The 13,049-nt window shown below is 44.7% G+C and carries 10 protein-coding genes and 1 tRNA gene; 2 read left to right on the top strand and 9 right to left on the bottom strand.

The features are described from left to right. Positions 1–52: 52 nt before the first annotated feature. The 7 genes from NG798_RS07530 to NG798_RS07560 all read right to left on the bottom strand — a co-directional run bounded on the left by NG798_RS07530 (position 53) and on the right by NG798_RS07560 (position 9,428). Entirely contained in the window at positions 53–3,625 is a 3,573-nt protein-coding gene (locus NG798_RS07530; RefSeq protein WP_261221601.1) for a PAS domain S-box protein, read from the bottom strand. A 503-nt stretch (positions 3,626–4,128) separates the two neighbouring features. Beyond that, positions 4,129–5,301 (bottom strand): aminotransferase class V-fold PLP-dependent enzyme, encoded by a 1,173-nt coding sequence (locus tag NG798_RS07535; RefSeq protein ID WP_261221603.1) that lies wholly within the window; start codon positions 5,299–5,301, stop codon positions 4,129–4,131. 89 nt (positions 5,302–5,390) lie between these two features. Further along, positions 5,391–5,462, bottom strand: a tRNA-Asn gene (locus NG798_RS07540). A 97-nt stretch (positions 5,463–5,559) separates the two neighbouring features. Next, a complete protein-coding gene (locus NG798_RS07545; RefSeq protein ID WP_261221604.1) occupies positions 5,560–6,108 on the bottom strand; it encodes an NYN domain-containing protein in 549 nt (182 codons plus the stop codon). Positions 6,109–6,254: 146 nt separating this feature from the next. Next, the gene (locus NG798_RS07550; protein ID WP_261221606.1) at positions 6,255–7,736 is read right to left on the bottom strand and encodes a WD40 repeat domain-containing protein; all 1,482 of its coding nucleotides are present in this window, start codon (positions 7,734–7,736) and stop codon (positions 6,255–6,257) included. A gap of 506 nt (positions 7,737–8,242) precedes the next feature. After that, entirely contained in the window at positions 8,243–9,028 is a 786-nt protein-coding gene (locus NG798_RS07555) for a DUF4058 family protein (RefSeq protein WP_261221607.1), read from the bottom strand. A 79-nt stretch (positions 9,029–9,107) separates the two neighbouring features. Further along, complete coding sequence (locus tag NG798_RS07560; protein ID WP_261221609.1) at positions 9,108–9,428, bottom strand: hypothetical protein; 321 nt, start codon at positions 9,426–9,428, stop codon at positions 9,108–9,110. A 169-nt stretch (positions 9,429–9,597) separates the two neighbouring features. Here NG798_RS07560 and NG798_RS07565 point away from each other — a divergent pair, with 169 nt between their 5' ends. Continuing rightward, positions 9,598–10,083, top strand: coding sequence for an SRPBCC family protein (locus NG798_RS07565; protein WP_261221611.1), 486 nt, complete (start codon positions 9,598–9,600; stop codon positions 10,081–10,083). A 10-nt stretch (positions 10,084–10,093) separates the two neighbouring features. On the opposite strand, the gene NG798_RS07570 is transcribed toward NG798_RS07565, so the two are convergent. Both NG798_RS07570 and pheS read right to left on the bottom strand, forming a co-directional pair. Continuing rightward, positions 10,094–11,005, bottom strand: coding sequence for a bestrophin family ion channel (locus NG798_RS07570; protein ID WP_317619570.1), 912 nt, complete (start codon positions 11,003–11,005; stop codon positions 10,094–10,096). Between the two features lie 17 nt (positions 11,006–11,022). Then, a complete protein-coding gene (pheS, locus tag NG798_RS07575) occupies positions 11,023–12,030 on the bottom strand; it encodes a phenylalanine--tRNA ligase subunit alpha (RefSeq protein ID WP_261222171.1) in 1,008 nt (335 codons plus the stop codon). A 196-nt stretch (positions 12,031–12,226) separates the two neighbouring features. On the opposite strand from pheS, the gene surE reads away from it, so the two are divergent. Then, positions 12,227–13,030, top strand: a complete 804-nt coding sequence (gene surE, locus NG798_RS07580) for a 5'/3'-nucleotidase SurE (RefSeq protein WP_261221613.1) — start codon at positions 12,227–12,229, stop codon at positions 13,028–13,030. The last annotated feature ends 19 nt before the right edge of the window (positions 13,031–13,049 follow it).

Consider the following 13,049-nt stretch of genomic DNA (forward strand, 5'->3'; position numbering starts at 1 on the left):
TCTTAGAAAAAGAGTTTTGTAGAAAAGCAAATAAACTTTAAATATCGCCTAATTATTTACTCTTTGAATACTCACTCAAAAGAGAAACAATCCTCGCAACTAAATCTGCCGGATTATAAGGTTTAGAAATATGCTCAGAAAACCCCGCTTGTAAAGATTTCTGTTGATTCCATTCTCCAGCATAACCACTCACAGAAATCGCCTTAATCATGCCATCGGCTTTCACAAGTAAACCCCTTTTTTCTGGCGGCAACTGGCGAATATGAGCCAACAAACCATAACCATCCATTCCTGGCATTCCAATGTCACTAATGAGCAGATCAAAATTAGATTTAGTTATCACTTCCAAAGCAGCCGGCGCACTTTCCACAGCCGTCACAACAGCCCCCTCCATCTCCAGAAGCGTTTTCATAATATCCAGAGAGTCTGGTTCATCATCTACCACCAAGATCCGAACGTTTTGCAAAGTCATACTCGGTTGCGAATCTGGCGCTGAGGGGGTAGCTGGTTCAGCAGCAGCCAGTATTGGCAGCCAAACCGTAAAAGTCGCACCCTTACCCTCACCCAAACTCTCGGCTGTAATATGACCCCCATGTGCTTTAACCAATTGCTGAGTAAGCGCCAATCCCAGCCCTAAACCTCCAAATTGTCGAGTTGTCGAACTATCTTGCTGACGGAATAACTCAAAAACATGGGGGACAAAATCTGGGCTAATACCCTTTCCAGTATCACTAACCTCAAGTTGGGCATAGCCGTTATTTTTTGACAAACGCACAAATATCCGCCCATTTTTATCTGTAAATTTGATAGCATTTGACAGCAAATTACAGAGAATTTGTTGCACCCTGTTGGCATCAGCAAAGATTGGTTCGCTCTGGGCTTCCAGGTGAAGTTCAATTTCAATAGATTTATCTTTAGCAGACAATTGGACAGTTTCTAGTGCCGCCTTAATTATGTCAACAAGGAAAACGGGAGTTTGATTAAGAATTAACTTACCCGAAATGATGCGAGAAATATCTAACAGGTCATCAATCAGTTGTACCTGAAGTTTGGCATTACGCTCGATTGTAGCTAGGGCTTTTTGAGCCTGTGCTTCGTTAAATGAACGCGATTGCAGCATTTTTGTCCAGCCGAGAATCGGGTTGAGGGGACTTCGCAATTCGTGGGAAAGAACAGCTAAAAATTCATCTTTGCTGCGGTTAGCTGCTTCTGCTTGCTCACGGGCTAGGCGTTCTTTTTCAAGCGCTTGATCGCGTTCGGCAATTACTTGTTTTTGGTCGTGGATATCGGTGCCTGAACCAAACCATTTAATAATTTTGCCGTTTTCATCCCGTAAGGGAAATGCTCTTCCTAAATGCCAGCGATATTGACCATCAGAAGCTCGTTTAAAGCGATATTCAATTTGGTAAGCTGTACCCGTCCGTACCGCTTCGCTCCAAATATGAACGCATTTCTCTACATCATCTGGGTGGAGCACTGCTTCCCAACCCCAACCCTGAGTTTCCTCAAAGGTCATGCCGGTGTAATCATACCAGCGTTGGTTGTAGTAATCCAAAAAACCATCCGCTCTAGCCGTCCAGAAAATTTGCGGCATACAGTCGGCTAAGGTGCGGAAGTTCAACTCACTTTGCCGCAGGGATTCTTCTGCTTGTTTTCGCTCGGTGATCTCTGTAGAAATCCCAATTAAACCGATAACGTTACCTTGTTCGTCTCGGTAAGGAGATTTGATGGAAATATAAGTACCTTTTCTATCTAAAAATTGAACGACTTCTTCCAAAACCTGCACTTCGTCTGATTCCATGACTAGGAGATCATTGGCAGTAATTCTCTCTGCTTCTTTAAGATTGATCAGAACATCTAAATCAGTTTTACCGATTACTTCTTCTGTTGTTTTACCCAGCAAACGCAGAACTGTAGGATTAGCCATCAAAAAGCGTCCCTGGCGATCTTTAACATAAATCAATGTGGGTGTTGTCTCATTAATTGCATTTAAAATTGCTGTACTTTCTCGCAAAGCTTCTTCTGCTTGTTTGCGGTCGTGAATATCTGTATTGGTGCCGTACCATTTAATAATTTGTCCCTGTTCATCTCGCACCGCCACCGCCTGCGACAAAAACCAGCGATAAACGCCATCACGAGAACGCATCCGTGCTTCGATTTGATAGTTTTTTCCTATTTCTAGTCCCTGATTCCAAGCGGCTCCCAGACGAGGTAAATCTTCTGGATGGATAAATTCTGTCCAGCCATAATTTTGTAATTGTTCTGGTGTTGCGCCGGTGTAATCATAGGCACGCTGGTTGTAATAGTCTATTCGCCCGTCCGGTAGGGTTGTCCAAACTTGGTGAGGAATGGCTTCGGGAATTACCCTTAACTGTCGTTCGCTTTGGCGCAGGGCAAATGCGGTGTTTTCGCGTTCGGTTACATCTTGTGTGATGCCAATCAGCCGCACAAGCTTTCTGTCTTCAAAGAAAGCACGGGCGCTTTCTTCGAGAATCACAACACTGCCATCGGGTCTGATCAGACGATAGGTAGTTACATAGGTATCGTTCTCAGGAGTTATACTTTGCAGCAAGGCGAGGAATTGTTCCTGATCGCTGGGATGGATGCGTTTGATGTAAGTTGTACCCGTCTCCTGTTCTGCTTCTGATAAGGGCAATCCCAGCAGAGGCGCACAGTCTACCGTGCGTCGCACCACGTCGGTAAAAGGGTTCCACTCAAAGGAAAACATCCGCGCAATGTTCAGGGCGATTTGTGTGCGGGTTTGGCTTTCTTGCAAGGCTTGCTCGATCTCGCGGCGTTCTGTTATGTCTGTTACCATTCCCAAGGCTCCTATTACTTTGCCTTGGCTATCAAAGACGGCATTAGCAGAGACATTTGCCCACACAGTTGAGCCATCTTTATGACGAAATTGGCAACTAAGGCTATCTCTTTTACCTTGCAGCCGGCGAGCGAATTTTTGTTCGGTTTCGGCTTTGAGGCTCTCATCCATGAAATCATAGAGGCTGCGACCGAGCATTTCGTCTTCGCTATAGCCCAAAATCTCTGTCATTTGGGGATTTGTAAAGGTGGTACAGGCGTTGGTATCGAGTAGCCAGATTCCTTCATTGGCAGTTTCGACGATGGTGCGATATAGGGTTTCTCTTTCTGCTAATCTGGCATAGGCTTGTTGTAGCTCTGCGGTTCGCTCGTTGACTTTTTGCTCTAATTCTTGCTTGGCAGTTTCTCTGGCGGCTTCGAGTTGCTTGCGCTCACTAATGTCTCTGCCGACAGCATACATTAGTTGGGTTTCGGGGATTGGTACTGCTGTCCAACTTAGCCACTTGTATGATCCATCTTGGCAAAGGTAGCGATTTTCAAAGTAGAGAGTGGGTGTGCCGGTGTTGAGTTTTTGTAGTTCCCCAAGGGTGGAGGCGCGATCTTCGGGATGCACATATTCAATGAAGGGGCGGCTGATTAGTTCTTCTACAGAAAATCCCAGTGTGTGGGTAAATGCTGGGTTAACTCTTTTGAAGTAGCCATCCAAGCCAGCGACGCTTAATAAATCTAGCGATAGGTTAAATAAAGCGAGTGCTTCACCAGCTAAAATCGAGCTAATTTGAGCTTTTTCAGAGTTTAGATTTGCCATACTGGATTTTCCCCGCGATTAAAACCTATCCTTGTCGGTTCTATTTTTAAGAGCCACAAGTTAACAAAAGTTTCCTAGTGCTTCTGCGACTGCTGAGAGTTAAAGCTAGAAGGTATGTGTGCCCATTGTTAGATATTAACAAATTGTGTATCTTTGCTGCATCAAAACTGACTCTCTAGTTTGTTAGGAAATGACGGCGCTGTTATAGAAGCGTTGGGGATATCCTGATTTTTAGGAGTGCTGGTTTAGGTTTTGGCAACTGTAGGTGTAGTGGGTATGACTTGGGAATTTATTAAAGAAATTAAATAGTTATCTTCTTAAGCATTTTTTATGGATAAGAGATCGGTTTTATGACTAATTATCTCCAGTTTGGTATTTGAAAAAACCCGCTCATTGAAAACCGCTAGAGATTCCTGAAATAGCAAAATAATTTCGATGTTTTTTAGAGGAGTTACCCGCTACCAAAGACCCTCAGTTATGAGCGATTAGATTGAAAACAACATTCAACCGGCCAAAACTTTGATTAAACTTTCTGCTAAATATTCATATTGGCCCAAGTTATTATAAATTTGAGCAGAAATTCTTAACAACCGGCCTGGAAATTGTGGCCAAGGTATAATCTGCGATTCTATGCCAAATTCATCAAACAAAATATCGTGTAATTCCATCGCATTTCCATCAGGAATAGGCAGAGATGCCATTGAGCCTATCATTTCTTTAGGGCAAGGCACGGGTACTTTTAATTTCTCACAAAGCAGCTTTCTTGCTGTTAATGTTAACTCGTGATTTTTTGCTCTTAATTCTTCCCAACCACCCGGTAATAATGACTCCATAAAATCAATCGCCACCGGCACTGATAAATAGGCTGAAGGGTCAGGGGTTCCCATCCAATCAAACTCTACTTGAAACTTTGAACGCTCTTTGCGGGGAGAGTTTGCCCCGTGACTGATTGTTAAAGGACGAATCAATTCTTGTCGGCTTTTATGCACATATAAAAATGCCGCACCTTTTGGCGCACAGAGCCATTTATGACAGTTGCCGGTGTAATACGTTGCCCCCAATTCGTTTAATTTTAAGGGAATCATACCGGGTGCATGAGCGCCATCTACGAGAATATCTATCCCCAAGGAACTGAGTTTTTTTGCTAGTTCTTGAATGGGAAAAATTAGGCCGGTTTGACTGGTGATATGATCTACTAAAACTAGCCGTGTTTTGACAGAAAGTTTGGGCAAGATGGCTTCAATAATTTGGGCCGGTGATGCAATAGGAAAGGGTATTTCTGCAATGACAATTTTTGCACCGGCACGTTGAGCTACAAACTCCAAAGCATTGCGACAGGCATTATACTCGTGGGAAGTGGTTAATAATTCATCGCCTGACTTAAAATTCAAAGAACGTAAAACAGTATTTACCCCTGTTGTTGCATTGGGGACAAAAGCTATCTCATCAGTGGCGGTGCCTACAAATTCAGCCAGTTTAGCGCGTGCTGCATCCAGCAGGGGTTCATATTCCCGGCCAAAAAACCGCACTGGTTCGCGTTCGAGTTGCTCTCTAAACTGTTGCTGTGCGGCTAACACCGGCAAAGGACAAGCACCAAACGAACCATGATTCAAAAATACAATTTCCGGGTCAAGTGACCAGAAATTAACGAAGCTTCCAGAAGTACCTAGAGCCATAAAGCTATCAGTTATTAAACTTTCTTTTTAGAGTTTAGACTGGCTTTTCTATCTAAGCTCTAAAAGGAAAAATCTATTTGTATATTTAACTCCCCGGGCCGGATTCGAACCAGCGACCAATCGGTTAACAGCCGACCGCTCTACCACTGAGCTACCGAGGAACGTTTCGCATCACCTTTAATACAATAACAACCTCTGGCAGGATTTGGCAAGTACCTTTGGCAAATTTTTTTGAAAATTTTTTTTCGGGGGTTGGTGTTAAAGCCGGTGGCCCATCCGCAATTGGGCCAAGCGTTCTTGAGCGGCGGGGTCAAGGGCGCTGAAAAGCATTCTGCGGGAGTTTTTTTTGTTTGATTGCTGTTTGCGGCGGTTGGTGGCAGAGAAGTCCACATCAAAGGCTAATTGTTGAGCAGACATCCATTCGGCACCATAGCCAACGACGGTAAGCTGTTGAGCGCGGTCGGAGGTGGCGACGATCAGGCGTTGTTTGCTGCGGGCCATTTCGTAGCGAAACCCGGCACAGGTTTTTTCAATGAAGGTATCGGCGGTTTGGCCAAATTCGGTATAGTGGACGCACACATAACGGGTGATTTCTTCGCGGTTGCCTGGGCTGTCTTGATAATAGGCGTCAAAAACGATGCGGGTGTCATAACCGCGATAGGCGCTGTAGTTAACCATTGCCTCAATTAAGTCTCGCCTGGAAGCCTCCATACCGTCGCAGTCACGGGTTTTTTTTAGGCTTGGCCATATTCCAATGATGTTGTAGCCGTCCACTAGGAGGACAGCCGGCGAGGAGTGAGGTGACATGGTTTTATGGTTTCAATTTATTTACATGGACACAATTACTTTTTGGTTATATCTTAATATTTGGTTTTTTGCGAGGGTGGTCATTAGTGATTGGCTTTGCTACCCTTCGGGGCTTTGACCGGCTTGCCGCTGTTGGGATATTTCTATTACCAGCCTGGGTTGGGGTGCCGGTGTAGGCTGAGGTCTAGGGTTTGGCAGTTGGCGTTGGGGGCTAGGTTGATGATCGGATCATTATGGCCGGTGAGGATGGTTTGCAGTTGGCCGGTTTCTAGGTTCCAGAGTTTGATGGTTTTTTCGCTGCTGCTGGTGGCGAGGGTTTTTCCGTCGGGGCTAATAGCTATGGAGCGGACGCTGCCATAGTGACCGTTGAGGGTGTTGAGTAGTTTGCCGGTTTCGAGGTGCCAAATTGAAAGGGTGCCGTCTTGGGTGCCGCTAACTAGCAGTTGGTTGGCAATGGCGATGGATACGATGGCATCTGCCTGGGGAGGGAGGCTTTGGATTAGTTCGCCGGTGCTTGCATACCATACTTTTACGGTTTTGTCAATGCTTCCGCTGGCGATCAATTGGCTATCGGTACTGATAATGAGGGGTTTGATCATGCCAGAATGAGCGCTGATACGGCGTTGCAGTTGGCCGGTGCTGAGCAGCCAAATTTTGATGGTGCCGTCGTAGCCGCCGCTAAGTAGGGTTTGGCCGTCGGCACTGAGGGCGATGGAACTGATGCCGGAGGTATGACCGGCTAAGGATCTCAGTAAGCTGGCGGTGGCGGTGTGTAGGATGTTGAGTTTTTTGTCGGTGCTGTTGGAGGCCAGCGGTTGACCGTTGCTGGTGCCAGAAATTGGGTAAAATGACCGGGGTTGACCGGCTAGGGCTTTGGTTAGGTCTGGGTGGTTGAGTTCCCAAAGTTTGATGCTGCCGTCATAGTTGCTGGAAGCCAGAATTTTGCCGTCGCCGCTGATGGCGAGGGGATAGACGTAGGTGGAGGTGCCGGTGAGTATTTGCAGCCAGTTTTTTTCTGGTTGGATGGTGGGGGTTTGCAGATAGCTTGCTAAACCGCCGGCATAAAGTAAATCGGTTATTTTTAGGGTTTGTGAAATGTGGGGGTTTGCTATTTTGTCAACGGGTAAAAATCCGGCTAGGATTGGGTGAAAAATTGAGTTTTTTTCGTTTACTGTTTCTGTTAGCAATAGGCAGATTATAACTTTGTTGTTTTGGAGTTGTGCGGGTTGGATGTTCCATTCGGCGGTGTCGGGAGTTGCTTGGGCTGTGGCGATGTGTATGCCTATTTCTGGGCTGCCGGTAAGGGTAAAATGGACGTTTTCTTGGGTTTCTTTGCGTTCTTCTGTGTCGCGTTTTGTGATGAGATTATCTAAGCAAATGGCAAGGGCTTCTTCACAAATATGCTGTTGTAAATAAGTTCGCAATATTTCTCGAACTGAGCCTATTTGTTCGGCTTGGAAGATTAATTTTTTGCAATCAAGGCGAATTTGTTTGAGTCTTTCGCCTGATATGGTGACGGTTTCGCTGTGGCATCCTCTGGTTTTGCTGTCCAACAGATGAGCCGGTGTTGATTTCAGCCTTTTGATAAAGTCTGCTTGTTGAGATTTTAAAGGGGTTGTCCAGTCCATGTTCAGCGTTTAGGAATCCTTACAGATTCTACATCGTTGAGAGCGGTTTTTATCAGAGGTTTTTGCGAGGGCGGTTGCTGGGTTGTTCTATTTTGACAAATGTGCGGGCTTGTAGCAAATCTACTATTGGGGTAGGGCGAGTGATTTTGGCAAAATGTTTTGGGCTGTGGTTGTGGAGTGAGTGAGATTTTTTTGCTGATTTTATCGGGTGATCGAAGAGGTGGGGGAGGGAAAAGCTAGTTTGTTTTTATATTAAAAATTATGCGCTGTGATTGAGCGGTGTAGTCGGCCATTCAAACTGCTTTTTTTGAATATTTTTATAGATTAAAAGAAATAATTAATTATGGGAAAAGTGCTGTTATAAAGGATATCCAGAGGGCTTTATTTTGCGTTGCCACCGGCCCTCTTTATAGGTAATTAATTCTGCTAGTCTTTTTCCTTTCCTGAAAATGTCTACAGTGAAAGCTTTATTAGTAATCCGGCATTTAGCGATCCGAATAAGTAAACTACCGGCATCCTTTCTCTTTCAACAAATTCTCAGCCCAAACCGCATCATTTTCTGAAAAAGCCGGCAACGGTTCACGGGTATAATTGATTTTTCCTACATAGCACCCATCATCATACATTGTATTTAATAACGATTGTAGATCCACCACCGGCTCAACATCTTCTGATTTCAAAGGAATGGGAAACTTAGGAATTTCATCTCTTAAATTAAACGCATATAAATCAGCACGAGGCCGGCTGTTACTCCGACTCACCAAAATTCGATAATCACTTTGAATTTCATTACCAACTAAAGGCATTTGTTGCCAACCCCGCAACAAATCAATTTCCACCAAATGCGTAAAACTGCCTAACACTTGATTGCGTTTTTTTTGATAAGTTTCGCGTCCTTTACCCGAACGTTTATTAACTGGTGAAAGAAGTTCTATTGCCGTGACAACCTCTTTTGTTTCCGCCTCTAAAATTTCTAAATAGCCTTGCTTAACAATCTCTGGCACAGCAAGTATTACCGTTTGAGGTTGTGCCGGTGATTCAGCAACCGCAACATTAGTTTCTGTTGGTTTCGTTGAACTAAAAGAACGCTGTACCGTCACATCAGGAATGCCCACCAACATAGAATCATCGCCTGCCGTTTCATACATTCGCACTTCAACCGAAACCAAATACTTAGGGAATAGCTGACGCGATAAAAATCTTGCCATATCAATAATTAACCAGTGATGCACTCCCGGCCAAAAATCAGGATGTTCTAAATAAGGATTCATCCCCGGAAAAGGTGAAGGCATAAACTTAACTCCAAAAACTCCTTCAATTTAGTTTAACACTTCCGAGAAAGTAGGCTGGGTGAATAGCCCAGCCAAAAACCTACTTAGCGAAAATCACATTCCGAATTTCATCAAGAGTGGAATTTTTGACAACTAAGCGTTTTCCATTCGCCACCAAAACCACATTATCAATTTTTTTATCAGCCTCAGCCTTCTTGTACCGCTGATACCAACTATTGATTTCTTGAGAAAGTTTTTCCCCACTCGAAACCAAGATAATATTAAGAATCACCGAATGGATACACTCCCGGTTTGTTGCTTCCACCGGCTGCCACATTCCATTAATATCAGGGCTTGCCACAAGCGCTTCGGCGGCTTCAACAGCCCCTTTTCCTTCAATTGCTAAGTGAACAACTGCCATAGTTTTTTTCGTTGAAGATAACAGCTTAATTTTACCGACAACCGGCCCCCATTTCCGGCGAGCATTCAAAAAACCCCCAGATCCCTAATTGCCTGGTGCCCAATCAAAGTTAAAATACAACGGCAATAACCGCAAAAAAATTTCCCTAAACTTTTATTTCCAAAAAACCATGAAAATTCAAAGCCAAGCCGCCATCGAAATCAAAGCCTCACCCGAAAAAGTCTTTGACTTTGCAACCAACCTAGAAAACTTACCCAAAGTCTTTAAAGGTTATGGAGTTATCCCCGCCATTTGCAAAGCAGAAATAGCCGGCGGAGGCGAAATGCAGCAAGGAGTAACTCGTTGCGTCACCAACTCAGACGGTTCGATCATTGATGAAGAAATTATCACACTCAAACGACCCACAAAACAAACCTATCGCCTCGTCAAAGGTTTTAAACCCCCCTTTTCATTCTTAGTAAAAAGCGGCGGCGGAGATTGGACATTTACCCCCACCCCCAACGCCGCAAACTCAACCTTTCTCACCTGGGAATTTTATTTTGAATTAACCTCGCCCCTAGCTTATCCCATCATGGCTTTTATCATGTCCAGCTACTTTCAAAAAGCACAACAACTGTGCTTAAACGAAATCAAGAAAAATCTTGAAACCCCCTAAATTATCAATCCTACATCTCCGCCAAATTAACAGAATGAGAGTGAACACTAGGGTAGAGAGACATTAAATCTTCGATATTTCGTAACATCGTCCCGCAGATAGTATCCAGCGGTAAATCATTTGCGTCTAACCCAAAAGGATTTTCAATTTCCAGGCCAATTTCCTCAATTCCAAACAACATAAAAGTCACTAAACCAACCACCGGCCCCGTCCACCAATTTAACTTACTCACAACTTCAAAAGGCAACAATAAACAATAAATCAACAACAACTGTTTCAAGTGGATAGCATAAGCCAAAGGCATCGGAGTTCTCAAAATTCGCTCACAGCCTCCCAACATATCAACCATAGCATCAAGCAGTTTATAAAGTGCTGCTAGTTGATAGCTATTCATACAACCTCGGTCATGTTGTTTTTGTAAATAATCCCCAATCCAAAACGCAATTTCTAGGGGAGGATTATTCATACTTTTGAGTTTTTCATAACGTTCGGCAGACATTAAACTTTCTAACTCAGAGTTAACATTTTCGCCGCGCAAATGTAATTTTGTGGCCACTGCAAAAGCCACCAACAAGCGCAAAACAGCAATTTTTTCCTGAGCATCCTGGGGTTCTTTTTCATCAATAGCCACCCAAATTTGCCGAGCCAAATTGCGAACAGTATTAACCAAACCGCCCCAAAGTTTTCGTCCTTCCCAAAACCGCTCATAGGCCGTATTTGTCCGAAAAACTAACAACAACCCAATCACAATATTAGGAACAAACCCAAAAATCGGAGTATTAACCGGCAGCTTAAAATAAAACAAAACCGAGACAATAAACCCCAAAAAACCACAAAACCAAACCCTCCCCAAAACAGCAGGAATAACCGAGCCTTTGATTTGGGTTACAAATTTAAACCAGTTTAATCTTTCACTCGTTATCATCTCATTTGTCAAAATTAAAACTGCCGTAAAAAGCGCAAATCACTAGCATAAACGCGGCGGATATCATCAATTTGGTGCAAAACCATAGCGAAACGTTCTACCCCAAAACCGGCTGCAAAACCCGTGTATTTTTCAGGGTCATAACCTACCTGTTTTAACACATTGGGGTCAACCATACCGCAGCCCAGAACCTCCAACCATTTACCCTTCCACTTAACATCAACCTCCGCCGAAGGTTCCGTAAACGGGAAATAACTAGCACGGAAACGAATCTCTAAATCTTCCCCAAAAATTTGCCGTAAAAACTCCTTCAAAGTTCCCTTGAGGTCATTAAAAGTCAACCCCTCATCTATCGCCAAAAGCTCAACTTGATGGAAAACCGCCGCATGAGTAGCATCCACCGTATCTCGCCGGTAAACCCGACCTGGTGCCACAATTCTAATCGGAGGTTTGTGATTTTCCATATAGCGAATTTGCACAGACGAAGTATGAGTCCGTAACAAATTTCCATCAGGCAAATAAAACGTATCCTGCATATCCCTAGCAGGATGATCCGGCGGCGTATTCAAAGCCTCAAAATTATAATAATCACTCTCCATTTCCGGGCCGGTGGCCACCGTATAACCCAACCCCACAAAAATATCCAAAACCCGGTCAATCATTCCATTTAAAGGATGAATTCGACCTTGAGGACGAAACACCGCCGGCATCGTCACATCCAGCGTTTCTGACTCAAGCTGGGCTTGAATAGCAGCCGATTCTAGGGCTGACCGCTTCGCATCCAAATCACCTTGCAGCGCATCCTTTACCTGATTTGCAATGGCCCCAATTCGAGGCCGATCAGCAGCATCCAACCGGCCCATCCCGCCCAAAATCTTAGAAAGTTGACCCTTTTTCCCAAAATAGCCAACCCGTAACTCTTCCAAACGTTCTAAACTATCAGCACTGGTAATCGCCTGCTGCCCCTCGTGAAGCAGCGTATCCAATTGAGCCTCTAAATCTGAAAGCGCAGTCGTACTCATCGCAAAGATATCATTAAAAATTGCAGTCAATCCGAGTTTAACCCAATCCATCCCCAAAACCCTAAACTCCATCTGTGGGGCCGGCATCTTGCGGCCATGTTTAAAAGTAATAAAACCGCATCCTATAGCAGATAAACGCAGATATGTCATTGTACATTTGTGGAGTTGCCCTAGTAAAATTCCTACCCACACAACCATGAAACTCCTTTTAAGCAACGACGACGGCATATTTTCCCTCGGTATTCGCAGCCTCGCTAACACCCTAGCCGCCGCCGGCCATGATGTTAGCGTCGTATGTCCAGATCAAGAACGTTCAGCAACCGGACACGGCCTCACTCTCCACCAACCCATCCGCGCCGAAATTGTTGAGTCTATCTTTCACCCCGCCGTCAAAGCCTGGTCTTGTTCGGGAACCCCCGCCGACTGCGTAAAACTGGCACTATGGGCCTTACTTGACTCTAAACCTGATTTTGTACTCTCTGGCATCAACCAAGGCCAAAACCTCGGCAGTGATATCCTCTACTCCGGCACCGTTTCCGCCGCAATGGAAGGGCTACTTGAAGGCATCCCCAGTATCGCTTTCAGCCTCGCTTCCTATACTCTGCGAGAGTTTAAACCGGCAGCCCAATACGCCAAACAGCTACTCGATGACCTTCAAAACAACCCCTTACCGGCCCTGATGTTATTAAATGTCAACATTCCACCGGTCAACAGCGAAGAAATTGCCGGTGTCGCCCTCACCCGTCTGGGAGTACGCCGGTATATCGATGTCTTTCAAAAACGAGTAGATCCGCGTGGCAAAACTTATTACTGGCTGGCCGGTGAAGTCCTCGAAGAAGTCGAACAACCCCATGACTTACATTTACCGGCCGGCATTCCCACCGATGTCGAAAAAATCCGCCACAACTACATCACCCTCACGCCCCTACACTACAACCTTACCGACGGCCCAGCTTTACAAAAATTACTAACTTGGCAAATTCCCAATCTCCAAAGCTAAAACACTTCTTACTGCCAAA

Source organism: Ancylothrix sp. D3o (assembly GCF_025370775.1).
Lineage (GTDB): Bacteria > Cyanobacteriota > Cyanobacteriia > Cyanobacteriales > Oscillatoriaceae > Ancylothrix.